General features: G+C 74.5%; 24 protein-coding genes. 12 read left to right on the forward strand and 12 right to left on the reverse strand.

Annotated elements, in window-relative coordinates:
• Positions 1-7: 7 nt before the first annotated feature.
• A complete protein-coding gene (locus ABFY03_RS34745) occupies positions 8-1582 on the reverse strand; it encodes a pectate lyase family protein (protein WP_319012189.1) in 1575 nt (524 codons plus the stop codon).
• Between the two features lie 563 nt (positions 1583-2145).
• On the opposite strand from ABFY03_RS34745, the gene ABFY03_RS34750 reads away from it, so the two are divergent.
• The 3 genes from ABFY03_RS34750 to ABFY03_RS34760 are packed head-to-tail and all read left to right on the forward strand — an operon-like array spanning position 2146 to position 3562.
• Positions 2146-2532 carry a VOC family protein gene (locus ABFY03_RS34750; protein WP_319012190.1) on the forward strand — a complete coding sequence of 129 codons (387 nt, stop codon included), beginning with the start codon at positions 2146-2148 and terminating at the stop codon, positions 2530-2532.
• A gap of 41 nt (positions 2533-2573) precedes the next feature.
• Positions 2574-2891: a MazG-like family protein gene (locus tag ABFY03_RS34755; RefSeq protein WP_319012191.1), complete on the forward strand. Its 318-nt coding sequence runs from the start codon at positions 2574-2576 to the stop codon at positions 2889-2891.
• Positions 2891-3562 (forward strand): response regulator, encoded by a 672-nt coding sequence (locus tag ABFY03_RS34760; protein ID WP_386723806.1) that lies wholly within the window; start codon positions 2891-2893, stop codon positions 3560-3562. The genes ABFY03_RS34755 and ABFY03_RS34760 overlap by 1 nt, the downstream gene beginning before the upstream one ends.
• An 11-nt stretch (positions 3563-3573) precedes the next feature.
• On the opposite strand, the gene ABFY03_RS34765 is transcribed toward ABFY03_RS34760, so the two are convergent.
• The 7 genes from ABFY03_RS34765 to ABFY03_RS34795 form a co-directional block, all read right to left on the reverse strand.
• Positions 3574-4854 carry a sensor histidine kinase gene (locus tag ABFY03_RS34765; RefSeq protein WP_346171848.1) on the reverse strand — a complete coding sequence of 427 codons (1281 nt, stop codon included), beginning with the start codon at positions 4852-4854 and terminating at the stop codon, positions 3574-3576.
• On the reverse strand, positions 4847-6217 hold the full coding sequence (locus ABFY03_RS34770) for an FtsX-like permease family protein (RefSeq protein ID WP_346171849.1): 1371 nt from the start codon (positions 6215-6217) through the stop codon (positions 4847-4849). The genes ABFY03_RS34765 and ABFY03_RS34770 overlap by 8 nt, the downstream gene beginning before the upstream one ends.
• Before the next feature lie 5 nt (positions 6218-6222).
• On the reverse strand, positions 6223-6975 hold the full coding sequence (locus ABFY03_RS34775; RefSeq protein ID WP_319012195.1) for an ABC transporter ATP-binding protein: 753 nt from the start codon (positions 6973-6975) through the stop codon (positions 6223-6225).
• Positions 6976-7088: 113 nt separating this feature from the next.
• Entirely contained in the window at positions 7089-8606 is a 1518-nt protein-coding gene (locus ABFY03_RS34780; RefSeq protein WP_346171850.1) for a SulP family inorganic anion transporter, read from the reverse strand.
• A 135-nt stretch (positions 8607-8741) separates the two neighbouring features.
• Positions 8742-9221, reverse strand: coding sequence for a carboxymuconolactone decarboxylase family protein (locus ABFY03_RS34785; protein ID WP_319012197.1), 480 nt, complete (start codon positions 9219-9221; stop codon positions 8742-8744).
• A gap of 159 nt (positions 9222-9380) precedes the next feature.
• Positions 9381-9536, reverse strand: a complete 156-nt coding sequence (locus tag ABFY03_RS34790; protein WP_319012198.1) for a hydrophobic protein — start codon at positions 9534-9536, stop codon at positions 9381-9383.
• Between the two features lie 58 nt (positions 9537-9594).
• Positions 9595-10170, reverse strand: coding sequence for an SRPBCC family protein (locus ABFY03_RS34795; protein WP_346171851.1), 576 nt, complete (start codon positions 10168-10170; stop codon positions 9595-9597).
• Between the two features lie 194 nt (positions 10171-10364).
• On the opposite strand from ABFY03_RS34795, the gene ABFY03_RS34800 reads away from it, so the two are divergent.
• Positions 10365-11843: a TerD family protein gene (locus ABFY03_RS34800; protein WP_346171852.1), complete on the forward strand. Its 1479-nt coding sequence runs from the start codon at positions 10365-10367 to the stop codon at positions 11841-11843.
• Positions 11844-11850: 7 nt separating this feature from the next.
• Here the strand turns inward: ABFY03_RS34800 and ABFY03_RS34805 are convergent, their stop codons facing one another.
• Positions 11851-13134, reverse strand: a complete 1284-nt coding sequence (locus tag ABFY03_RS34805; RefSeq protein ID WP_346171853.1) for an ROK family transcriptional regulator — start codon at positions 13132-13134, stop codon at positions 11851-11853.
• 156 nt (positions 13135-13290) lie between these two features.
• On the opposite strand from ABFY03_RS34805, the gene ABFY03_RS34810 reads away from it, so the two are divergent.
• Positions 13291-13590 (forward strand): hypothetical protein, encoded by a 300-nt coding sequence (locus tag ABFY03_RS34810; RefSeq protein ID WP_319012202.1) that lies wholly within the window; start codon positions 13291-13293, stop codon positions 13588-13590.
• A gap of 142 nt (positions 13591-13732) precedes the next feature.
• Here ABFY03_RS34810 and katG read toward each other — a convergent pair whose 3' ends face one another.
• The gene (gene katG / locus ABFY03_RS34815) at positions 13733-15922 is read right to left on the reverse strand and encodes a catalase/peroxidase HPI (RefSeq protein WP_346171854.1); all 2190 of its coding nucleotides are present in this window, start codon (positions 15920-15922) and stop codon (positions 13733-13735) included.
• A 148-nt stretch (positions 15923-16070) separates the two neighbouring features.
• On the reverse strand, positions 16071-17174 hold the full coding sequence (locus ABFY03_RS34820) for an amidinotransferase (RefSeq protein ID WP_346172356.1): 1104 nt from the start codon (positions 17172-17174) through the stop codon (positions 16071-16073).
• 226 nt (positions 17175-17400) lie between these two features.
• Here ABFY03_RS34820 and ABFY03_RS34825 point away from each other — a divergent pair, with 226 nt between their 5' ends.
• The 6 genes from ABFY03_RS34825 (at position 17401) to ABFY03_RS34850 (ending at position 23056) form a co-directional block, all read left to right on the forward strand.
• A complete protein-coding gene (locus tag ABFY03_RS34825; RefSeq protein ID WP_319012204.1) occupies positions 17401-18216 on the forward strand; it encodes an alpha/beta fold hydrolase in 816 nt (271 codons plus the stop codon).
• A 123-nt stretch (positions 18217-18339) separates the two neighbouring features.
• Positions 18340-20172 (forward strand): ABC transporter ATP-binding protein, encoded by a 1833-nt coding sequence (locus ABFY03_RS34830; protein ID WP_319012205.1) that lies wholly within the window; start codon positions 18340-18342, stop codon positions 20170-20172.
• 186 nt (positions 20173-20358) lie between these two features.
• The gene (locus ABFY03_RS34835; RefSeq protein WP_319012206.1) at positions 20359-20631 is read left to right on the forward strand and encodes a hypothetical protein; all 273 of its coding nucleotides are present in this window, start codon (positions 20359-20361) and stop codon (positions 20629-20631) included.
• Positions 20632-20723: 92 nt separating this feature from the next.
• Positions 20724-21689: a TIGR03557 family F420-dependent LLM class oxidoreductase gene (locus tag ABFY03_RS34840; RefSeq protein WP_346171855.1), complete on the forward strand. Its 966-nt coding sequence runs from the start codon at positions 20724-20726 to the stop codon at positions 21687-21689.
• Positions 21690-21883: 194 nt separating this feature from the next.
• A complete protein-coding gene (locus ABFY03_RS34845; protein ID WP_319012208.1) occupies positions 21884-22372 on the forward strand; it encodes a hypothetical protein in 489 nt (162 codons plus the stop codon).
• Between the two features lie 66 nt (positions 22373-22438).
• Positions 22439-23056 (forward strand): TOPRIM nucleotidyl transferase/hydrolase domain-containing protein, encoded by a 618-nt coding sequence (locus ABFY03_RS34850; protein ID WP_346171856.1) that lies wholly within the window; start codon positions 22439-22441, stop codon positions 23054-23056.
• A 21-nt stretch (positions 23057-23077) separates the two neighbouring features.
• Here the strand turns inward: ABFY03_RS34850 and ABFY03_RS34855 are convergent, their stop codons facing one another.
• The gene (locus ABFY03_RS34855; protein WP_319012293.1) at positions 23078-23647 is read right to left on the reverse strand and encodes a TetR/AcrR family transcriptional regulator; all 570 of its coding nucleotides are present in this window, start codon (positions 23645-23647) and stop codon (positions 23078-23080) included.
• Positions 23648-23700: 53 nt separating this feature from the next.
• Here ABFY03_RS34855 and ABFY03_RS34860 point away from each other — a divergent pair, with 53 nt between their 5' ends.
• Positions 23701-24144, forward strand: a complete 444-nt coding sequence (locus ABFY03_RS34860) for a DUF1707 SHOCT-like domain-containing protein (protein WP_346171857.1) — start codon at positions 23701-23703, stop codon at positions 24142-24144.
• Positions 24145-24193 lie beyond the last annotated feature (49 nt).

The raw sequence follows: 24193 nt of genomic DNA on the forward strand, positions 1-24193 counted from the left end.
GCGACCGCTACGCGTACGTCTCGAACTCGGCGACGCGCGGGGTGCCGGTGGCGGCGGTGATCTCGAAGGTGACCTTGCTCAGCGAGGTCGCCGGGAAGGAGATCGTGCCGGCCGCGCCTCCGGTGGCGAGGACGGCGCCGGTGTCGGCGTTCAGGAGCCGCCAGCCGGTGACCGTGCCCGCCCCGGCGGCCTCGCGGACGCGGACCGACGAGATCGTCGTCGGGGCGCTCCACTTGACCGAGACGGAGCCGGTGCTGCCGACGGGCGACCAGTAGGTGCTCAGGCTGCCGTCCCGCACGTTGCCGTAGCTGGTGCCGTCGGCCTTGCTGGAACCGTCCGAACCGGCGCCGATGCTCAGGTTGGTGCCGGAGGGCGGGGCGGTGGTGGCGGTGGCCGTGGGGGTCGGTGTCGGGGTCGGGGTGGGCGTGGGTGTCGCGGTGGCGGTCGGGGTGGGCGTCGGGCTCGGGGTCTGCGGGGTGCAGGAGCCGTCCGAGACGAGCAGGCCCTTGCCGGCGCCGGCGGTGCGCGCCACCACGTCGGGGACGCAGGAGGCGCTGTCGAGGGTGTACGCGTACGGGATCGACACCGACGTGTTGGAGACCGGGTTCGGGCCCGCCGGGCGGTAGTCGGTGCCGGCGGGGGACCAGGTCACGTTGTCGAAGACGTTTCCGGCGACCTGCCAGTAGCCGGCCGCGTCCGTGTAGAAGGTGCCGAGGACGTCCTTGGAGTCCTCGAAGTAGTTGTTCTCCACCTTGGCGCGGGCGCCGGCCCGGGAGTTGATGCCGGACTCGTTGAGCTGCCGGTAGTGGTTGTCGTACATGTGGGCGATGCCGCCGCGCAGCAGGGGCGCGCGCGAGTCGATGTTCTCGTACAGGTTGTGGTGGTACGTGATGAAGCCGTTGCTCAGCTCGGTCTCGCTGGAGCCGACCAGGCCGCCGCGGCCGGAGTTGCGCAGCACGCTGTAGGAGAGCGTCACGTACTGCGTGTTGTCCTTCATGTCGAACAGCCCGTCGTAGCCCTCGGACTCGCCGCCGGACGCCTCCAGGGTGACGTGGTCGACCCAGACGTTGCGGACGTCGCTCTCCATGCCGATGGCGTCGCCGCCGTTGGAGACGGGCGAGCCGGACTTCTTGACGTTCCTGACCGTCACGTTCTGGATGATGATGTTGCTCGACTCGCGGATGTGGATGCCGAGCTGGTCGAAGACGGCGCCGGAGCCGACGCCGACGAGCGTGACGTTGCTGATCTGCTTGAGCTCGATGACGCCGTCGGCGGTGTTGCAGCTGGTGCCGGACACCTTGGCGGTGTTGGCGTGGTTGATGGTGCCCTCGACCTGGATGGTGATCGGGGTGCTGCTGGAGGCGCGGCCGCAGAGGGCCGCGTGGATCTGGGTGCCGGTGGTCGCCCGGACGGTCTGGCCGCCGGCGCCGCCGGTGGTCCCGCCGTTCTGGCTCGCGTAGCCGGTGGCGCCGGCGGTGGCGGCCGAGGCCTCCGGGATGGTCAGCACCGCGCCGGTGGCCGCGGCGACCGCCATGGCGGCCAGCGCCGCGCGGAGCCGGGTGGAGGGGGATCGTCGTCCCATGCCTGCCCTTTCGTCGACGTCCGCGTGGTCGCGGACGTATGTCGTCGTCAGCCCCGTCCCTGGGTAACGCAACATAGAAAGCGCTCTCCAGAAAGCGCTTTCGGCGCGTGACGATAGGGGCGTCGCGGAGCACCTGACAAGGCTTCGGACACGACGGGCCCGAATCCGCCGCTCTCTCCCGCCCGCGGCCGAGCCCGCCGCGCGGCCTCCGTCCTCCCCGTACGCGACCGGCCGACGCGCGGCCACCGCGCAGGCCGGGGCCGGCGGCGGGCCGCGCGGGCCGGGACTCCCAGGGCAGGTGCCGACCCCGCGGCGTCACGGGCGATTTTCCCGCAGGTGTCCCCCGGCGTACGCCCGCCCACCGCCCGGGACCTGATGGCGCGACGGACGCGGGGTGGGGGACGGGCGGTCCGACGTGATAGGCACTACCTGCACGGGGGAGGTGCGGGCCGGTCACGCCGCGCGGAGGCGCGGAGGGGGCGGCGGGTGGCGCGGTCGAGCACCGCGGCCGTCATCGACCCCGTCGAACCGGCACCATCGAACGGAATCACGGGAGACACCGCATGCGCGTCAAAGCCTTCGACCACCTCGTCCTCAACGTCACCGACGTCGAGCGGGCCCTCGCCTTCTACACCGGCCCGCTGGGCCTCGCGCCGGAGCGGGTCGAGGAGTGGCGGGCCGGCAAGGTGCCGTTCCCGTCCGTCCGGATCGACGAGGGCACCGTCATCGACCTCTTCTCCCGGCCCCGCGGCGAGTCCAACGTCGACCACATCTGCCTCGTCGTCGACCCGCTCGACTGGCAGGAGGTCATCGACTCCGGCGCGTTCGACGTCCTGGAGGGCCCGGTCCCGCGCTGGGGCGCCCGCGGCTCGGCCCAGTCCGTCTACGTGAAGGACCCGGACGGCAACACGGTCGAACTCCGCTGGTACCCGCAGGACGTCCAGGCGTAGCCCCGGGCCCCGGGAGCCGTACGGTCCGGCAGGCTGCTGCCATGACCGACGACACCTGGACCACCATCGCCCGCCTGCACGACTGGCTCACGACCCACCAGCAGCTGCCGCCCGGCCAGGAGATCCTGCTCCGCGTCCTCAAACTCTCCGAGGAGGTCGGGGAGGCGGCGCAGGCGGTGATCGGGGCCACCGGGCAGAACCCGCGGAAGGGGACCAGCCACAGCTGGGGCGACGTCGAGGCGGAGCTCTGCGACGTCGTCATCACCGCCATGGTCGCCCTGCGCACCCTCACCCCCGACGCCGCCGAGGTCTTCGCCGGGCACCTGCGGCGGGTGGCCGACCGTTCGCTTCCCCGATAATGGGGCCGGTGATCGAAAGACAGCTCAGCGTCGTCCTGGCCGAGGACTCCGTCGTCCTGCGCGACGGCATGGTCGAACTGCTCGGCGCCCGCGGCTGCCGGGTGGTCGCCACCGCGGGTACGGCGCCCGAGCTGGTCGCCGCGGTCGACGAACACCGGCCCGACGTCGCGGTGGTGGACATCCGGATGCCGCCCACCCACACCGACGAGGGGATCCGCGCCGCCGTCGAGATCCGGGCGCGGATCCCCGACGTCGGCATCCTGGTCTTCTCCCAGCACATCGAGACCGTCTGGGCCTCCCGGCTGCTCGCCGCCGGAGCGGCGGGCGTCGGCTACCTGCTGAAGGAACGGGTCGCCCGCACCGACGAGTTCGTCGAGGCGCTGCACCGGGTCGCGAGCGGGGGCACGGCGCTCGACCCCGAGGTGGTCACCGGGCTGATGCGCGGCGGGCGGCGCGGCCCCGTGGACACGCTGACGGCGCGGGAGCGCGAGGTGCTGGAGCTGATGGCCCAGGGCCGTTCCAACCGCTCCATCGCCGCGTCGCTGGTGGTGTCCGAGCGGGCGGTGGAGAAGCACGTCGCCGCCGTCTTCGTGAAGTTCGGCCTGCACGCGACCGGTACCGACAACCGGCGCGTGAAGGCCGTCCTCGCGTACCTCGCGGAGAGCGGCTGAGAGAGCACCGCTCACAGCCGCGACGGGAGTTCGGCCGTGACCGTGGTGGGCCCGCCGGGCGGACTGTCGACGGTGAGGACGCCGTCCACCGCCGCCAGCCGCTCGGCCAGACCCCTCAGACCCGTGCCGACGCCGGGCGCCGCACCGCCGTGCCCTTCGTCGCGGACGGACAGCCGGACCCGCCCGCCGGCCGCGCTCGCCCCGAGCTCGGCCGTGCGCGCACCGCTGTGCCGGGCGACGTTGGTGAGGAGTTCGGCGGCACAGAAGTACACCGCCCGCTCCACCGCCGGGTCCGGCCGTTCCCGCAGGTCGAGGCGGAGGGTGACCGGGACGGGCGAGGTGGCGGTGAGGCCCGGCAGCGCCTGGGCGAGCCCGCCGTCGAGCGCCACCGGCCGGATCCCCCGGGTGAGCAGCCGCAGCTCGGCGAGGGTGTCGTCGGTCTGGGCGCGGGCGCGCTCCACCAGGCCGCGCGTCCGCTCCAGGTCCGGGCCCGCGGCCGGCGCGAGCGCGTCGTCGGCGAGCGAGAGGGTGATGGCCAGCGCGACCAGCCGGGACTGGGTCCCGTCGTGCAGGTCGCGCTCCAGCCGGTGCAGCCGGTCGGTGTTCTCGGCGAGCAGGACGGCCCGAGCCGCCTCCAGCCGCCGGACCCGCCGCTGCGCCGGTGCCGGACCGAGCAGCAGGGCCGCGAGCCGCCGGTTCGCGCCGCTCAGCGCCCTGATCGCGCCGGGGACCGCGGCGAGCAGCAGCAGACCCAGCGGTACGGAGACGACGTCGGCCCAGCCGAACACCCGCGGCTCCGGCTCCAGGAGCCGTACCCAGAGCGGGAAGCCGATCAGCCAGCCGCAGCCGAGCGGGAGCGCCACGGCGGCGGCGAACCCCAGGACGCCGAGCGGCAGCCGCAGCACCAGGTAGAGCAGGGTGCGCCAGCAGGCCGGGTCCGTCAGCACGGCACGGCCGTACGCGACCGGGCCCGCGGCGCGGGGGAGCGGCGCCGGCGCCTCGACCCGCTCCCCGAGCAGCCGGCCGACGAGCCTCCGGTGCGGCGCGCCGAGCAGCCGCGCGCCCAGCAGCGCGGCGACCACGAAGGGCAGGCCCAGCACCGTGAGCGACAGCAGCACGCCCGCGTACAGGACGGCGATCGCGTAACCGCCGCAGACCAGCGCGAGCGGCAGCCCGACGACGGCGAAGAGCCATTCGCCGGCGCCGACGGAGAACCGTCCGCCGCCTCCGGGAGCGGAACCGTCCCCCGGAGCGGCCCCTGGTGCGCCGCCCCCGCCTCCCGGCTCAGTCACCGTCGCCACCCACCCGTTCCGCCGCCGGGCCGCGGACCGTCCGCGCCCCCGTGACCAGGATGACCGGGATCGTCAGCGCCGCGGCACCCGCCACGATCCAGCCCCAGGCGGCCAGGGGGACGGTCGGCACGGCCGAGCCGGTCACGGCCGTGCTGAACGCGGCCGACGCGGCACCCGCGACGGTGGCGCCGAGCAGCACGCCCACCACCGTGGTGAGCACCGCCTCCACGGTCAGCACGCGCAGCAACTGCGACGACGTCGCACCCACCAGCCGCAGCAGCGCGAACTCGCGCCGCCGCCCCGCGGTCACGGCGACGAGCGTGTTGACCGTGGAGACGGACGCGAAGCAGACCAGCAGCGCCAGCTCGCTCTGGCGCAGCCACACGTCCGTGTCCGAGGTGACGCCGGACGCCGTCATGCCCGGCGCGTTCCCGGCGGTGCTCGTCATGATCGACATGGTGCCCGACAGGCCCACCAGGAGCGCGACGGGCACCACGGCGGACGAGAGCCGCCGCGCGTACCCGCACAGGTTGGCATCGGCCAGCCACCCCGCCCGGGGCGCCAGGAGCCGGACCGGTGTGCCCGCCGCGGCCGCCAGGAGGCGCGCCGCGAGCGGGCCCAGCAGGGCGACCGCGACCAGCAGCACCAGCGAACCGAGCAGCGCCGCCTGCCCCGCCTTGTCCGCCTCCGCCGCCGGCCGCGTCGCCGCCAGCCGCAGCAGCAGGCCGCCACCGGCCAGCGCGACGACGCCGGCGAGCAGCCGCGGCGCGCCGGTCCGCGCGTGCTCGGTCGCACTGGCGGTGAGGGCGGCGGCGGGCGCGATCCGGGAGATCCGGCGGGCGGCGACGGCCGTGGCGGCCAGGCCGACGGTGAGGGCGGCGGCCAGGGCGATCACCATGGGCAGGAGGGTGTCCGGCACCCGCAGGCCCGGGGCGGCCATGCCGCGCCGTTGGAGCTCGCCGAGGAAGCGGCGGGCCGCGGCGGCGCCGGCGACCCATCCCGGCGCGGTGGCCAGCAGCGTCGTCGCCACGACCTGGCCGCGGACCAGCCGGCGCGTCTGGCGGGGGGTGGCCGCGACGGTGCGGAGCAGGGCGAGTTCGCGGTGCTGCTGCCGGAGGGCGAAACCGAGCGCGTTGACCACGACGAAGAACGCGACCAGGACGGCGATCTCACCGAAGGCGCCCGCGATCACCATCGGTCCGGGGCCGGCGACCGCCCGCCGGTCCTCCTCGCCGGCGGTGAGACCGGCGGCGAACAGCAGGCCGAACATCGTCAGCGTGGCGATGGCCAGGAAGAGGGCGACGGCCAGGCCGGCGAAGGCGGCCGGGCGCCGGCGGAGCGGCGCCAGGGCGAGCGTGATCACCGGGCTCACCCGCCCAGCCGGCTCAGGCGCTCGGCGACCTGCGCGGCGGACGGCCGGTCGAGCGCGTCCACCAGGACCCCGTCGGCGAGCAGCAGCACCCGGTCCGCGTATCCGGCGGCGACCGGGTCATGGGTCACCATCACGCAGGTCTGCCCCTCCCGGTCCACCCCGGCCCGCAGCAGGGCGAGGATCTCGTGGCCGGTGGCCCGGTCGAGCGCGCCGGTCGGCTCGTCGGCGAAGAGCACCCGCGGCCGGGCGACCAGCGCGCGGGCGATGGCCACCCGCTGTTGCTGCCCGCCCGACAGCTGCCCGGGCCGGTGCCGCTCGCGCCCGGCGAGCCCGACCCGGGCGAGCGCGTCCAGGACCAGGCGCCGGTCGGGGCGTTCGCCGGCCAGGCGGCCGGGCAGCTCGACGTTCTGGGCGACGGTCATCGCCGGCATCAGGTTGAACGCCTGGAAGACGAAACCGACCCGGCTGCGGCGCAGTTCCGCCAGCCGTCGTTCGGGCAGCCGGGAGATCTCCGTACCACCCCACCAGACGGAGCCGCCGGTGGGCCGGTCCATGCCCGCGAGGCAGTGCAGCAGGGTGGTCTTGCCGGAACCCGACGGCCCCATCACGGCCGTGAACGTGCCGGGCGCGAGGTTCACCGACACCCCGTTCAGCGCGTGCACCGCCGCGCCGCCCCGCCCGTACACGCGGCGCAGGTCCTCCGCCCGCGCGGCCGCTTCCGTCCCGATGTCCTTCGCCGTCTCGATCATGCCCCCATCCTGGGCGGACGGCCCCTGACCAGGCGATGGTGCCCGCACCCGAACCGGGGGTTCGGAAAACCGAACGGCACGCACGTGCGCGCGTGCGGGGGACGGCGGACGCGTCAGTGCGCCGACGTGGTGGCGAGGCGGGCCCGGAGGGCCGTACCGGACGGGTCGAGGCCGGTGATCTCGACGGTCTTGCCGCGCCGGGCGTACGCCGCCTCGACGGCGTCCAGCGCGGCGACGGCCGACGCGTCCGAGATCCGCGCGGCGGAGAGGTCGACCACGACCCGGTCCGGGTCGCCGGCGGGGTCGAAGCGGTCGGCGAACGCCTCGGCGGAGGCGAAGAACAGCTCGCCCGAGACCCGGTACACGGTGGTCGCCCCGTCGGGGTCGGTGACGGAGGTGACGGTGGTGCGGCGGGCGACCCGCCGGGCGAACACCAGGGTGGCGGTGAGCGAACCGACGACGACGCCGAGGGCGAGGTTGTGGGAGACCAGGACGCAGCCCAGCGTCACCAGCATGACGACGGTCTCCCCTACGGGTGTGCGCCGCAGGGTGCGCGGGGCGACCGACTCCCAGTCGAAGGCCGCGACGGACACGATCACCATGACCGCCACCAGCGCGGCCATCGGGATGCGCGAGACCACCGGCCCGAGGACCACGCACAGGACCATCAGGAACACGCCGGCGAGGAAGGTGGAGACCCGGGTCCTGGCCCCGGCCACCTTCACGTTCATCATCGTCTGGCCGATGACCGCGCAGCCGCCCATGCCGCCGAAGAGGCCGGTGACGACGTTCGCGATCCCCTGGCCGACCGACTCCCGGGTCTTGTTCGACGGGGTGTCGGTGAGGTCGTCGACGAGCTTCGCCGTCAGCAGCGACTCCACCAGGCCGACGAGGGCCACGGCGAGGGCGTACGGGGCGATCGTCGCCAGTGTGCCGGCGGTGAACGGCACGTCGGGCAGGCCGGGGACGGGCAGCGCCGACGGCAGCGCGCCCCGGTCGCCGACGGTCGGCACCGCGATCCCGGCGGCCACCGTCACCAGGGTGAGGACGGTGATGGTGACGAGCGGGGCGGGTATCAGCGTCGTCACCTTCGGGAAGAGGACGAGCAGGACGATGCCGCCCGCGATCAGCCCGTACACGGCCATGGGCACGTTCCGGGTCTCGGGGAGCTGGGCGAGGAAGACCAGGGCGGCCAGCGAGTTCACGGATCCGACCAGCACCGGCCGCGGGACGAACCGCATCAGCTTCGCCACCCCGACGAGCCCCAGCACGATCTGGAAGAGGCCGGCGAGGATGACGGTGGCGATCAGGAACTGGACGCCGTGCTCCCGGTTGACCGGCGCGATGACGAGCGCGACGGCTCCGGTGGCCGCCGAGACCATCGCCCGCCGTCCGCCCACGATCGCCGTCGTGACGGCCATCGTGAACGACGCGAAGAGGCCCATCGCCGGATCGACCCCGGCGATCACCGAGAAGGCGATGGCCTCCGGGATCAGCGCCAGCGCGACGACGAGCCCCGCCAGCACCTCGGTCCGCCACACCCGGGGATCGCGCAGCCAGTCGGGCTTCGGGACACGGAACCGGGAGGCGGCCGGGGTCGGGGCGGAGGCGGGGGCGACGGCGGAAGGCAAGAGAGGGGGACCTGTCGTACGGGGGAGGGGGGAGTCCCGGGCGGCGGCGCGGCGGCTCGGGCGACCCGGAGACTTTACCCGTCCGGGCCGTCCGGGGCCGATCGCGTGTGCGACAGGGCGGGGCTCGACCGGGCGTCAGCTCTCGCGGACGGGGTGCTTGCTGAGGATGGACACCCGGTTGAAGGCGTTGATCGTGATGGCCACCCAGATCACGGCGGAGAGCGCGGCGTCGTCCAGGACCTCGCGGGCCTCGGCGTACGCACGCTCCTGCGCGTCGGCGTCGGCCGGGTGGGTGGTGGCCTCGGCGAGGGCGAGGGCGGCCCGCTCGCTCGGGGTGAAGATCTGGGTGTCCCGCCAGGCCGCGAGCACGCCGAGGCGGCGGGGGGTCTCGCCGGCGGCGAGCGCGGCGCGGGTGTGGGTGTCGAGGCAGTACGCGCAACCGTTGAGCTGGGACACGCGCAGGTTCACCAGCTCGACGAGGATGCGGTCGAGACCCGCCTCGTCGGCGGCGGCGCGCACCGTCTGGGCCGTCCTGACGTACGCCTTGAAGGCGTCGGGGGTCTGCTTGTCGAGGAAGATCCGCTGCCCGGCCGGTGCCGCCACGGCGTCGCTCACTGTCCGCTCCTTCGCCTCGCCCCGCGCGTGCCGCGGGCCGTGGGGTCATCATCCCCCGATTGTTGGTTGAAAATCAAACTAACCGGGGAGGTGGCGCCGGAACGGCCCGGGAGCCCGCCGCCCACGGAGGGCGGCGGGCTCCCGGGGACGGGGTCCGGATCACCAGCGGTACCACCGCGAACCCGAGCCGTGGAACAGGAAGCCGAGCACCCACAGGACCAGCACCGCAAGGGCGACGTACCAGAGGGCCTCGACGGCGAAGCCGGTGCCGAAGAGCACCAGGATCAGGAGAAGGACGAGCAGGAGCGGAACCATGACCAGGACCTTTCGAGTGTCGGGGGGACGTGGGCGGACCGATGTCGGGCGCCAGGGGTCAGCGGGGCGGCATCGGCTGCCGCCCGTCCGGGAAGCCGGGGGGATCGGACGGATCGGAAGGAGGCGGAGGAGAGGGGGAAGGAGATACGGGACCGGGCTCCGCGCCGGGGGAGCGCGCCGCGCCGGCGGGCCGGAGCCGGCCGCGCCGGTCGCCGGTCGCCCCGTGCCGGTCCTCGACGAAGTCCTTGAAGCGCCGCAGGTCACCGGAGACCCGGCTGGACACCACGCCCAGCGCCGCGGCCGCCTTCTCGGCCGGCCCCCGCGGTTCCAGCTCCATCACCAGCCGCACGCGCGTGTGCGTGGTGCCGACCGGTTCGAAGGTCACCACGCCCCGCTGGCGCACCTCGCCGCCCACGGTGCGCCAGGCGATCCGCTCGTCCGGCGACTGGTCGACGATCTCGGTGTCGAACGCGCGGCGGACCCCGGCGATGCTCGTCCGCCAGTGCAGATGCCGCTCGTCGGTCTGCTCGACCGCCACCACGCCGTGCATGAAGCGGGGGAACTCCTCGAACCGCGTCCACTGGTCGTACACCCGCTTCAGCGGCGCCTGGACCAGGACGCTCTCGCGGACCATGTTCGTCACCTCCTCGAACGGCCGGGCGGAGCCGGCGCCTCATCCCGCGTGTGCCCCGCACCGGCCGGAGCACTCGCGCGAACCCGGCCCGGGCTGCCCGGTCCTGCCCCTCCGCCCTTGTCCCGGGCCCGCGCGTCGCGGAGGATCTTCCTTGATCGACCAGGTGGGGACTCGAGGGGAAGGGCCGGAGCGCGATGACGACGCTGATCAAGGGGGGCAACGGCTTCGTGCCCTCGGTGCCGTTGCGGATCGCCGTACGCGGCCGGGGCATGGACGCGATGGCGCTCCTGCTCACCGAGCGGGGGCTCGTCCGGGGCGACGCCGACGTGGTCTTCCACGGACAGCCCGCGCACCCGAACGGCGCCGTGCGGTTCGCCCGGGCCGAGGACGGCGGCGACTGGCTGGAGGTCGGGCTGCCGGCCCTCGAACCTGACGTCGACCGCGTGCTCGTCGTCGGCTCCACCGACCGGGGAGCCCTCCGGGACGTGCCCGGCCTCTCCGTGGAGGCGTTCGCCCCGGACGGCACCCCGGTCGCCCGGTACGACGTGACCGACGCGGCGGGGGAGACCGCGATGGTGCTCGCCGAGCTCTACCGAAGGGCCGGCGGCTGGAAGTTCCGGGCCGTCGGACAGGGCTGGGCCAACGGCCTGGAGGGCCTGGCCACCGACCACGGCGTGCACGTCGCCGGCGCGGAGCCGCGGACCGCCCCCGCACCGCACACACCCCCACCGGCCGTCGCGACCCCGGCGCCCGCCTTCGCGCCCCCGCCCGCGCCGCCCGCCTTCGGCCCCGGCGTCCCCGTTCCGGCCCCGGCCCCGGCCCCCGCGCCGGGCTTCGCGCCCCCGCCGGCCGCGCCCGCCGCGTACGCCCCGCCCGGAGTCGTACCCGGAACCGTCCCCGCTCCCCTGCCCGCCCCCGCGCCGTATCCGGCGCCGGCCCCGCACGGAGCCGCCCAGGCTCCCGCAGCGCCGGTGCCGCCGGCCCTGGACGACGCGTGGACGTACGGGCCCGTGTTCGCCCCGTACGTCGAGACGGGGCGCGACAACGACGTGCTCACCGTGGAGGGGCTGCCGCCCGGCCCCGTCATCGTGCAGCTGGAGGTCCCGGACGCCGGCTACACGTGCCTGGACGTCCTCGACAAGCGCAACAAGGACACGGACAACCTGATCAGCAGCACCGAGGACCACTACGTCGGCCGGGTGCTCGCCACCGTCCCCACCAGCGGCACCCTGCGGCTCCGGCTGGAGGCCGAGGGCCCGTGGCGGTTCGAGGTCGCGCCGCTCGCCTCGGCCCGGCGGCTGACCGAGCGGGAGGCGGAGTTCCGGGGCCCGGACGTGCTGCTGCACACCCTCGGCGTCGCCGACCTCGCGATCCACTACCGGGGCGACAGCAACCTCATCGTCAACGTCTTCGAGCTGGCCGGGCACGAGGACCCCACCGTGCTCCCGGACGACGACTACCTGATCAGCGAGATCGGCCCGCGCCGCGAGCGGGCGCCGCTGCCCGAGGGCCCGCTCGTCGTCCAGTTCGAGTACGCGGACGGACCGTGGACCGCCCGGCTGGAGCGCGTCCAGCCGCGCACCGGCCCGCTCTTCCCCGGAGCCGCCCCCGCGAGCCCCTGGCAGGCGCCCGCCCCGGCGGCCGACCGCAAGGGCTGGTTCCCCCGCCGCTGAGGCGGCGTCAGAGGACCGGGCCGCCCCCGACCGGCGGCGGCCCGCCGAAGACGTCCTCGCGGGCGGCCGTCAGCGCCAGGTCGAGCGCACCGGCCAGCACCGGGTTCCCGGGCACCGCCGACAGCCGGATCCGCGCCCGGGAGTGGGCGAGGATCCGCAGCTCGCGCTCGACCAGCGCGCGCAGCGGCTCGCCGCCCGCCGCGCAGAGCCGGCCCGCGAGGACGACGAGTCCGGGGTCCACGACGGTGACGATCGAGGCGAGGCCGGCGGCGAGCCGGGCCGCCACCCGCCCGAGCCCGGCCCGCGCCGCCTCGGCCTCCCCGCCCACGGTCGGCGCGCCCTCCTCGTCCTCGGGAAGCGCACCCGCCCCGGCCACGGGCGGCGCGTCCGCCCCGTACCCGGCCCGGCGGACCGCCTCCGCCACCGTCTCCGCGAAGTCCGCGCCCGGCACCCCGTGCGCGTGCAGCAGCTCCCGTACGGCGTCCCCGCCCGCCAGCTCCTGGTAGCCGTGGCGGCCGTACGGGCCGCCGGCCTCGCGGGCGGTCGGCGCGCCGGGCAGCGGCAGATAGCCGACCTCGCCCGCGCCGCCGAAGTGGCCGCGGTGCAGCCGCCCGTCGAGGACGAGCGCCGCGCCCAGGCCCTCGTCCGCCCACAGCAGGACGAAGTCGGGGCAGCCGGCCGCCGCGTGCGCCCGCTCGGCGACGGCGGCGAGGTTGACGTCGTTCTCGATCCGGACCGGCACCCCCAGCTCCGCGCCGAGCGTCCGCTCCACGTCCGGGAAGAACCACGCCGCCATGTCCTCCTCGCTGGCGTACGCGAGCCGCCCGGTCGTCGGGTCCACCGCGCCCTGCACGCCGACCACCACCCGCCTCGGCGGCTCCGGAGTCGGCACCCGGGCGAGCGCCGCGCGCAGCGCCGCCACGAGCGCCTCCCGGCCGCCCCCGGCCGGCGCGGGCGCCTCGGTCTCGCCGAGCACCGCGCCCGTGATGTCCGCGGCCCGCACCGCGATCCACTCCGGCGTCACGTCCACGGCCGTCGCGTAGGCCGCCGCCGGATTGACCCGGTACGTCTCCGGGACCCGGCCCGGCAGCCCGGTGCGCAGCCCGTTGCCCACCACCAGGCCCGCGCCTTCGAGGCGCGCGAGGACCTGGGAGGCGGTCGGCTTGGACAGACCGGTGAGCCGGCTGATCTCGGGGCGGGTGAGCGGCCCCTGACGGAGCAGCAGATGGAGGGCGGCGCGGTCGTTGACCGCCCGCACGAGTCCGGGGGTGCCGCGGACGAGCTCGCTCAACTGCCCTCCGCACGCGGGTCGGCCTCGGTTCGAACGGCCAGCCTACAGCGCGGTCCCCGGCCCGTGGGCGGGTCCGGCGGCCGGGGTGCCATGGCCCGTTCGGAGGACGCCGGGGCCCGCCGCGTGTCCCCCGGCGGAACGTTCCGTTGTGAGGGTGTGACCTCACCTCGACGCATCTCCTCGGTCCTCGCCGTCGCCGCCGCGTTCTCCTGCCTCGGCGGTGCCGCCACGCAGGCCGTCGCCGCCCCCGCGAGCCCGCTCGGACCGCCGATCAGCCCGATCGCCGAACTCGACAACCTGGCCACCACCGGGATGACGGAGGAGGCCCGCGCCGCGTACCCCGGCGTCGGCGAGCAGCTCGGCGGACTGAGCCGGGTCAACGAACTCCACCAGCTCCACCAGCTCACCGACCAGGCGGCGCCGGTCACCGGGCTGCTCCCCGCCATCTCCACCTGATCCGCCCGATCGACCTGATCGACCTGATTCATCCGATCCACCGACGCCTGACGCTTCGCAGCACTCCGGCGCCCGGACGGCCGCAGCACGACCGTCCGGGCGCCGGCGCGTGTCCGGGCGGACCCGGCCCGGGCGGCGTGCCTCAGCGCAGGTCGAAGCGGTCCAGCTCCATCACCTTGGACCAGGCGGAGACGAAGTCGCGGACGAACTTCGCGCCCGCGTCCCGCGCCGCGTACACCTCCGACAGGGCCCGCAGCTGGGCGTGGGAGCCGAAGACCAGGTCGACGGCGGTGCCCGTCCACTTCAGCTCGCCGGTGGCCCGGTCCCGGCCCTCGTAGACGTTCTCGTCGGACGCCGAGACCTTCCACTCCGTCCCCATGTCCAGCACGTTGACGAAGAAGTCGGTGGTCAGGCTGCCCGGACGGTCCGTGAACACGCCGTGGCGCACCCCGCCGTGCCCGGTGTCGAGCACCCGCATGCCGCCGACCAGCGCCGTCATCTCCGGCGCCGTCAGCGTCAGCATGCTCGCCCGGTCGAGCAGCAGCGTCTCCGGCGACAGCTTCTCGCCCGGGCCCAGGTAGTTGCGGAAGCCGTCGGCGCGCGGTTCGAGGACCGCGAACGACTCCACGTCGGTCTGCTCCTGCGAGGCGTCCGTCCGCCCGGGGGCGAACGGCACCGTCACCGGGTGCCCGGCGTCCTTCGCGGCCTGCTCGACGGCCGCGCAGCCGCCCAGCACGATCAGGTCGGCCAGCGAGATCCGGGTGTCGTCGCTCCGGCCGGCGGCGAACTCCCGCTGGATCGTCTCCAGGGCGCGGAGCGTCTCGGCCACCTCCGGCAGGTCGTTGACCGCCCAGTCCCTCTGCGGCGCGAGCCGGATCCGCGCCCCGTTGGCGCCGCCCCGCTTGTCCGTGCCGCGGAAGCTCGCCGCCGACGCCCAGGCGGTGGTGACCAGCTGGGGCACGCTCAGCCCCGAGGAGAGGATCCGCTCCTTGAGCGCGGCGATGTCCTCGTCCGAGACCAGGCCGTGGTCGACCGGCGGCACCGGGTCCTGCCACAGCTGCGGCTCCGGGATCCACGGGCCGAGGTACCGCGACAGCGGCCCCATGTCCCGGTGCAGCAGCTTGTACCAGGCTTTGGCGTACGCCTCGGCGAGCTGCTCCGGGTTCTCGTGGAAGCGGCGGGCGATCGGCTCGTACACCGGGTCCGCCCGCAGCGCCAGGTCGGTCGTCAGCATCATCGGCGCGTGCCGCTTCGACGGGTCGTGCGCGTCCGGGACGGTGTCCTGGGCGGCCGGGTCGGCGGGCTTCCACTGCTGCGCGCCCGCGGGGCTGGTGGTCAGCTCCCACTCGTACCGGAAGAGGTTGTCGAGGTAGCCGTTGTCCCACCGGGTCGGCTGGTTCGTCCAGGCGCCCTCCAGGCCGCTGGTGAGCGCGTCGGCGCCGACGCCCGTGCCGGACGCGTTCTTCCAGCCGAGGCCCATCTGCTCGATCGGCGCCGCCTCCGGCTCCGGGCCGATGAACTCGGGGCTGACGGCCCCGTGGCACTTGCCGAAGGTGTGGCCGCCGACGATGAGCGCGACCGTCTCCTCGTCGTTCATCGCCATCCGGCCGAAGGTCTCCCGGATGTCGCGGGCGGCGGCCATCGGGTCCGGGTTCCCGTTCGGGCCCTCCGGGTTGACGTAGATGAGGCCCATCTGGACCGCGCCGAGCGGCCCCTTCAGCTCCCGGTCGCCGCTGTAGCGCTCGTCTCCGAGCCAGGTGTCCTCCGGTCCCCAGAAGATCTCCTCCGGCTCCCAGATGTCCTCGCGGCCGAATCCGAATCCGAAGGTCCTGAACCCCATGGATTCCATCGCGCAGTTACCGGCGAAAACCAGGAGATCGGCCCAGGAGATCTTCTGTCCGTACTTCTGCTTGACCGGCCAGAGAAGACGGCGCGCCTTGTCCAGGCTCGCGTTGTCCGGCCAGCTGTTCAGCGGCGCGAATCGCTGCGCGCCGCTTCCGCCGCCGCCCCGGCCGTCGGCGATGCGGTAGGTGCCCGCCGCGTGCCAGCTCATCCGGATGAAGAAAGGGCCGTAGTGACCGTAGTCGGCGGGCCACCATTCCTGGGAATCCGTCATCAGGGCGATGACGTCCCGCTTCAGCGCCTCGACGTCGAGGCCCGCGAACTCCTTCGCGTAGTCGAAATCCTTGTCGAGAGGGTCGGCCTGCGGATCGTTCCGATGGAGTACGGAGAGGTCCAGCTGGTTCGGCCACCAGTCCCGATTGGTACGGGGCCGGGTGTCCTTGGGGCTGGGGGAGGGAATTGCCGGGTTCTCGCTCTCGCTGCCGGTCACGTACGGCCTTCTTCCTGTGTGCTCGCTCTTTCCCGCCGCCGGCCGGGATTCTCACGACGGCGCGTCCGTATGGTCGCGCACGCGCGTCCTCGCGGCCATGCGAACACGCAGGGCGCGGCGGCCCGGAAAGCAGGGGACAGGAATCTCCTCAGGAGGGGTCGAACGGTTCCGGTCCCTTCCGCCGGACGTCGAGCGTGGCGCAGTGGAAGGAGCCGCCGAACGGCGCGTAATGCAGGAGGTCGCAGGGGACCGGCTCGAATCCCCAGCGTTCCAGGGCGCGCAGGGTCCCGGTGTGGTGGCGTTCGGCGACGACCCTTTTCTCGTCGAGCATCAGCACGTTCATGCTCAGCCATTTGCCGCACATCGACGTGACCCGCAGCAGTCGGTCCGGCAGCGGGTCGGGCTCGGGGGCCGTGAGGATCTCCCAGTCGTCCAGCACCGGCGGCAGCCGGTCGGGGTCGACGTACTCCGGGTTCACCAGGGCGCGGCCGGGGGCGAGCGGCAGGAAGGTGGTGTCGATGTGCATCGGGGTCCGGCAGCGGCTCTCGATCTCGTGGATCCGGTACTCCGGCCCCAGATGCCGGCGCAGCCACTCGACGCCCATGCGGTTGGTGACGTTGCTGCGCGTCACGAACAGGTCGCGGCCCGCCCGGACGAAGTCGGCGGCGTCGAACACCGGCTCGAACTCCGTCACGAGGTGGCGCACCGGCCGGCCGGGCGGGGGCACCCGGAACGCCGGGTCGAAGAGCGCGTCCGTCAGCTGCGGCCGGGGTGCCGCCGTCCAGCGTGCCCCGCGCCGGAAGTAGTCCTTCAGCAGCGTGCGGTAGGCGTGCGTCTCGAAGTAGCGGCAGGGCCACGCCATGGGGGTCTCGATGATCTCGTCGCCGACGACGAGCAGGCTGTCCCTCGGGCAGGCGCTGGTGAAGCCGCGGGAGGACCACTCCGGGGTGGCGAACCGCCGCCGGTGGGCGACGGGGTCCGGGCGCCGGACCGTCACCCCGAGGGACTCCAGGAGGGCGACGAAGCCCTCGACCTCCTCCTCGGCCCTCCCGACGAGCGCCCGCGGGTAGCGGAACCCGGCGGCGGCGCCCTGGAGCCGGGCCGCCCACGTCGGGAGGTTGCACCGGACCGCCGGATGGCGGGAGGGGATCGTGGCCCCGTCGACCCGGCCCACCACGACCTCCTCCAGGGGATCCCACTCGTTGTACGAGCGGACCGGCGAGCCCGCGGCGGCCCCGGCAGGGGAGACCACCGGTGGGGTCTCCGGCGGGACGGGCGACGGGCCGGACGGGGGAAGTTGCCTGGAGCGGATCCGGAAGGGCGTCACGGCGGCCTCCTGGGCGGCGGCGCGGCATCGGGTGCCGGGTGCACGGCGCGGCTTCCCCGGATGGGCCCCCGCATGCCTGCCGCGGCCCGCTCCGTGTTGAGGGCCCCGGGAAGCGTTCCTACGCTGAGGCGAGAGAGACAGGAGGGTGCCGATGGCCGTCGTCGCCGTGCACCGCGCCGTCCTCGGCGACGGGCGCCCGACGCTCCCCTACGCGGAGGCGGGCCGTCCCGGGAGCGGGCCGCCGCTCGTCCTCGTCCACGGCTACGCCGACTCCTGGTGGACCTTCGAGCCGATGCTGCGGGCCATGCCGTCCGCCCTGCACGCCTACGCGCCGACCCAGCGCGGCCACGGCGACGCGGACAAGCCGGCGGAGGGGTACCTCCCCGAGGACTTCGCCGACGACCTCGTCGCCTTCCTCGACCACCTCGGCATCGAGCGGGCCGTCCTCGTCGGCGGCTCCAGCGGCGGGGTCCAGGCCCGGATCGTCGCCGGCCGGCGGCCCGACCGGGTCGCCGGACTCGTCCTCCTCGGCGTCCCCGCCCTGCTCGCCGACAAACCCGGTGTCACCGGCGTCTGGGAGACCGTCCGGACCCTGGAGGACCCGGTGGACCGGGCCTTCGCCGCCGGCTTCACCCGCGGGCTCGTCGCCGGCCGGGTGGCCCCCGGCTTCCTGGAGACCGTCATCGACGAGAGCCTGAAGGCCCCGGCCCGGGTCTGGCGCGAGACCCTGCGCGGACTCCTGGAGACCGACCTCGCGGCCACGCTGACCGGGATCCTCGTCCCGACCCTCGTCGTCTGGGGCGACCGCGATCCGCTGCTCACCCGTTCGGACCAGCAGCTGATCCTGGACGCGATCCCCGACTCCCGGTTCCTCGTCCACGAGGGCACCGGGCACGTCCCCTACTGGGAGGACCCGGACCGGGTCGTGCGCGAGCTCGTCGCCTTCACCGCCGCGCTGCGCGGCTGAGCCCCGCGGCGCCCGCGCGCCCCCCGTACGCTCCCCGGCCGCCCGGAAAATCCGTGGACCGCCCGGTCCGTCCTCCGCCACACTCCGTCACCGCACGTATCGGTACGACGACGGAAGGTCGTGATGGGAACGTCAGAACAACGCGGCGGCGGACCGGGCAAAGGCCCCGTCCGCCTCGCGCTCCGCCATTACGGGGGAGAACTGCTGCGGCTCCGACGGGTGGCCGTGCCCGCGCTGCTGCTCCCGGCCCTCGGGAACATCGGCATCAACTACCTCGCACCCCTGGTGGTCGCCAAGCTCGTCGGCCGGGTCGCCGACGGCGGCCCGACCACCCTCGACGCGGTCCTGCCCTTCGCCCTCGCCTTCGCCGGCGTGCTGCTCGTCGGCGAGGCGCTGTGGCGGGGCGGCTACCACTGCCTCAACCGGCTCGACGCCCGCGGCATCGAGCACCTGTACGCCGTCGGGATGGACGAACTGCTCGCCAAGGACGCGGCGTTCTTCCACGACAACTTCGCCGGCTCCCTCACCAAACGGGTCATCAGCTTCGCCTCCCGCTTCGAGGACTTCGTCGACACGCTGACCTTCCAGGTGATGGGCAGCTTCGTCCCGCTGCTCTTCGCCTCGGTGGTCCTCTGGCAGTACGACCCGCTGCTCGTCGTCGGCCTCCTCGTGATGATCGCGCTCACCGGCGTCTGCGTCTTCCCGCTCGTCCGCCGCCGGCAGCGGATCGTCGCCGAACGCGAGCAGGCCATCGCCCGGGTGTCCGGGCACGTCGCCGACGTGCTCACCAACATGGACAGCGTCCGCTCCTTCGCCGCCGAGGAGCGGGAGGCCGCCGAACACCGGGCCCGCGCCGCCGAGTCGCGCCGGATCACCCTGCGCTCCTGGGACTACGGCAACCTGCGGATCGACACCCTCGTCGCACCGCTCTCCGTCGTCACCAACGTGCTCGGACTCGTCCTCGCCCTGATGCTCGGGGCGGGGGAGCGGGGCGTGGAGGCGATCATCGTGGCGTTCACGTACTACGCCAACGCCACCCGCATCATGTTCGAGTTCAACCAGATCTACCGGCGCCTGGAGAGCTCCATGACGGAGGCCGCCCAGTTCACCGAACTCCTCCTGGAGCCGCCGACCGTCGTCGACCCGCCCCACCCCGAGCCCGTCGTGGACCGGTCCGGCGCGGTCCGCTTCGAGGGCGTCCACTTCGCCCACCGGGGCGCGAAGCCGCTCTTCGAGGGGCTCGACCTGGACGTTCCCGGCGGCACCAAGGTCGGCTTCGTCGGCCGCTCCGGCGGCGGCAAGACCACCCTCACCCGGCTGCTGCTGCGGATGACCGACGTCGACGGCGGCCGGATCCTGATCGGCGGTCAGGACATCAGCCGCATCCGCCAGTCCGACCTGCGCGGCCTCATCGCCTCCGTACCGCAGGATCCGGCCATGTTCCACCGCACCCTCAGGGAGAACATCGCCTTCGCGCGGCCCGAGGCCACCGAGGCCGAGATCCGCCGGGCCGCCGAGGCCGCCCACGTCACCGAGTTCGCCGACGCGCTCCCCGACGGCTTCGACACCCTGGTCGGGGAGCGCGGGGTGAAGCTCTCCGGCGGGCAGCGGCAGCGGGTCGCGCTCGCCCGGGCGATCCTCCGCGACGCGCCGATCCTCCTCCTCGACGAGGCGACCAGCGCCCTCGACTCCGAGAGCGAGCTCCTCGTCCAGGACGCGCTGTGGCGCCTCATGGAGGGCCGGACCGCGCTCGTCGTGGCCCACCGGCTCTCCACCGTCGCGGGCATGGACCGGCTCGTCGTCCTCGACCGAGGCCGGATCGTCGAACAGGGCGACCACCACCAACTCCTCGCCGCCGACGGCGCGTACGCCAAGCTCTGGCAGCACCAGTCCGGCGGCTTCCTCGACGACACCCCGACCGGCCGGACCGGACCGGAGGCCACCGTGGCCCACTGACCCGGGGAACCGCCCCGACCAGCGGGTTCGCCCGCCCGCAGGTTCCGGCGGCTGCGGGCCGTGCGGGTGCGGACACGGTCCGCGTCTGCCAGCCTGGTGTCTGCGTGCCGGCACAACGCCTTGACGGAAACCGTCCGTCCCGCCGCCTCAGGGCCGCGGGACGGCGTACGACGGAAGGAGGCGGTCATGCTCATCGGCCACGCCTTCGAGGAAGGCGTCCTGCACCTGTCGCTCCCCGGCGACCTCGCCCACACCAGCCGCTCCGCGGCCGACCTGGAGGCCCAGGAACTGGCCCACGCCCACCGGCCCCGGCACGTCCGGGTCCAGCTCTCCACCGCCGACCCCACCCCCGCCTCGCTCAGCGTGCTGTCCAAGGTGCGCCGCTTCTGCGAGAACGTCCGGATACCCCTCACCGTCGTCGGCCCCGTCACGGTCGCCGCGACACCCCTCCAGGAGTGACCCGAGCCCCCGGCGGCCGTCCGCCGGGGGCTCCCCGCCGTCGACGGCCCCGCGCCCGTTTACGAACCGGCGCGCCCGGCAAGGCGCCGCGCATGACGAACTTCGGCTACACGATGATGACCGAGCAGGCGGGCCCCCGTGAGCTGGTCGACCACGTGGTCGAGGCCGAGCGCGTCGGCTTCGACTTCTCCGTGGTCTCCGACCACTCCTTCCCCTGGCTGGACGCCCAGGGACACTCCCCGTACGCGTGGAGCGTGCTCGGCGCCGCGGCCCAGGCCACCTCCCGCATCCCGCTGATGACCTTCGTGACCTGCCCGACCTTCCGCTACCACCCGGCCGTCGTCGCGCAGAAGGCGGCGACGCTCCAGCTCCTCTCGGAGGGGCGCTTCCGGCTCGGCCTCGGCTCCGGGGAGAACCTCAACGAGCACATCACCGGAGCCGGCTGGCCCACCGCCCGCGTCCGACTGGAGCGCCTGGAGGAGGCCGTCGACATCATCCGCGCCCTCATCACCGGGGAGTACGTGAACCACCACGGGCGCCACTTCGACGTCACCGCCGCCCGCCTCTGGGACCTGCCCGACCGGCCGCCGCCGATCGGGATCGCCGCCTCCGGCCCGCGCTCCAGCGCGCTCGCCGGCCGCCGCGCCGACCTGCTCGTCGCCGTCGAGCCGCGCCGCGAGCTGACCGAGGACTTCGACCGCCACGGCGGCGCGGGGAAGCCCAGGATCGGGCAGCTCGCCCTCTGCTACGACACCGACCGCGACGCCGCCGTCGCCCGCGCCTACGAGCAGTTCCGCTGGTCGCTCGGCGGCTGGCGGGTCAACCCCGAGCTGCCGCTGCCGTCGAGCTTCGCCCAGGCGTCCGCCCATCTCGAACCGGAGGACGTCGCCGAGGCGATCCCCTGCGGCGACGACCCCGGCGCGGTGGTGAAGGCCGCCGACGCCTACCGGAAGGCCGGCTTCACCGATCTCGCGCTCGTCCAGATCGGCGGCGCCCACCAGGGCCCCTTCCTGGAATGGGCCCGGACCACGCTGCTGCCCGCCCTGCGGGGGGAGTGACGCCGATTGCCACTCAGGGACCCTCGCCGTCGCCTCGGTCCTCCCGTTCGTGAGGGTGGACGCCGCCACCGGCCGGCCCATGAGCGTGATCGTCGCGCTCGGCCACCGCTGACCGCCGGTTCCCGGGATGCGGGCCGCCGGACGCTGCCGTTGACTGGGCGGACGACCACACGCGAGCCGAGGGAGACCACGACATGTCCGGACGCTGGGTACGGGGCGCCGCCGGCGGCCTGCTGGCGGGAGCCGTCCTGATGGGCACGGCGGCCTGCTCGGACGACGGCGACAACCCCGTCTCGGGGGCGGTCAGCGAGGCCGCCTCCGCGGTCGAGTCCGCCGCCGAAGGGCTCTCGGGCGCGGCGAAGAAGGCCGCCGACCAGGCGAAGCAGCAGCTGTCCGAGGTCAAGAACGGCGTCGACGCCAAGGACGAGGTGACGCTCGGCGACCCCGGCACCGACGCCGACGGCCGCACCACCGTCCCGGTCACCGTGGACAACACCGACGACAAGACCCGCTCGTTCGCGGTGCAGGTGGAGTTCAAGGACGGCGACGGCAAACTGGTCGACACGGTCGTCGTCACCATCTCCGACGTGCCGGCCGGCAAACCGGGCGACGGCACCGCCCGCAGCACCCACAAGCTCTCCGGCACCGTGACCGCCTCGGTCCCCACCGCCCTGCGCTACTGACGCGGTGGGCCGCCGCGCCCCCGAAAACCGGTACCGCCCGGGCCGTCCGGCGCCGAGACTCCTGTCATGACCGACATGGACGCCTTCCGGGCCGAGGTCGCCGCCTGGGCGGCCGGCGGACCCGGCGACACCGCGCGCGACCTCGCAGCCCGCCTCCCCGTCCGCACCGTGGTGCTGCTCGAAGGGCGCAGCGACGTCGCTGCGGTCGAGACGCTCGCCGGACGCCGCGGCCGTGACCTCGCCGCCGAGGGCGTCTGCGTGCTGTCCATGAACGGTGCCACCAATGCCGCCCGTCACGCCCGCCTGCTCGGCCCGTCCGGCCTCGGGCTGCGCCTCACCGGTCTGTGCGACGACGCCGAACGCGCCCACTACGCGCGCGGCCTGGCGGCCGCCGGGGCCGACCCGGACGCCTTCTTCGTCTGCGTCGCCGACCTGGAGGACGAGCTGATCCGCGCCCTCGGGGTGGAACGGGTCGGGGAGCTGGTCGACGCCGAGGGCGAGGGCCGCGCCCTGCGCACCTTCCTGAACCAGCCCGCCCAGCGCGACCGCAGCCCGCTGCTCCGGATGCGCCGCTTCCTCGGCACCACCTCGGGGCGCAAGATCCGTTACGGACGCGTGCTGGCCGAGGCCCTCGACCTCACCCGCGTACCGGCCCCACTGGACGACCTGCTCGCCTCCCTCTGAGCGGCCGGGCGCTCCGGCGCCTCAGCCGTCCGGCGTCAGGGTTTCGAGGGCCAGGTCGAGCGCGGCGAGCAGGGGCGGGGCCTCGTCGGGGGTGTACAGCAGCCGCAGGGCGAGGCCGTCGGAGACGGCGATGAGGGCGTCCGCGGCCGGCCCGGGCAGCGGGCTGCCGGCGGCGGCGAGCCGGTGCGCGAGGGCGTCGCGGAGCTCCCGGTCGACGCGCTGGCGGACCTCGGCCAGCCGGGGGTGGTGGGCGGCGTGGACCGCGAAGGCCAGCTGCGCGGCCGTCTCGGCGCGGCGCTCCTGGTCCAGCGGCAGGGTGGTGAGGATCAGCTCGCGGAGCGCCGCCCGCAGCGGCAGACCCGGGTCGACCGCGCCCATCCGCCGCTCGATCCGCTCCCCGGCCAGTTCGGAGGCGAACAGGAGCAGGTCCTCCTTGCTGCGGAAGTACTTCTGGACCGCGCCGGGGGACCGGCCGCTGGCCGCCGCCACGGTCCGCACGCTCACCTGGTCGAGCCCTTCCTCGCCGGCCAGGCGCAGCAGGGCGGCGCCGATCTGCCGGCGCTGTTCCGACCGGTCGACGGTCCTGGGCATCGTCACGCTCCGCACTTTGGGATACGGTCGTATTCTAACGAATGGGGGAGCACATGGACCAGCAGCCCGATCAGCCGACCGACCCGCAGGAACGCTTCCCGGAGATGCGCGTCTCCGACCGTGAACGCGACGCCGCCGTCGACATCCTCGCCGCCGCCCTCGCCGAGGGACGGCTCCAGCCGCGGGAGCACGCCGCCCGCGTCGAGGCCGCCCTGAGCGCCCGTACCGCCGGGGAACTCGCCGTCCTCACCGCCGACCTGCCCGCGCCCGTGCCCGGCCGCGAGGAGCGCGAGCGCGAGGAACGCGCCGAGTGGTATGCCGAGTGGCGCCACTGGCTCGGCGGCCTCCTGATCATGACCGTGATCTGGGGCGTCACCTGTCTCAGCGCCGGCGAGCTGAAGTTCTACTGGCCGGTGACCCCGCTCGCCATCTGGGCGGCCGTGCTCGGCGCCGCGGCGCTCGGGCCGCGGGACGGGAAGGGTGACGACACCGCCTGACACGCCGCGGAGGACGCGTCGAGCCCTCGTCTTCGGGGTAAACAGAGAC

It is taken from the genome of Streptomyces roseofulvus, from assembly GCF_039534915.1.
Taxonomy (GTDB): domain Bacteria; phylum Actinomycetota; class Actinomycetes; order Streptomycetales; family Streptomycetaceae; genus Streptomyces; species Streptomyces roseofulvus.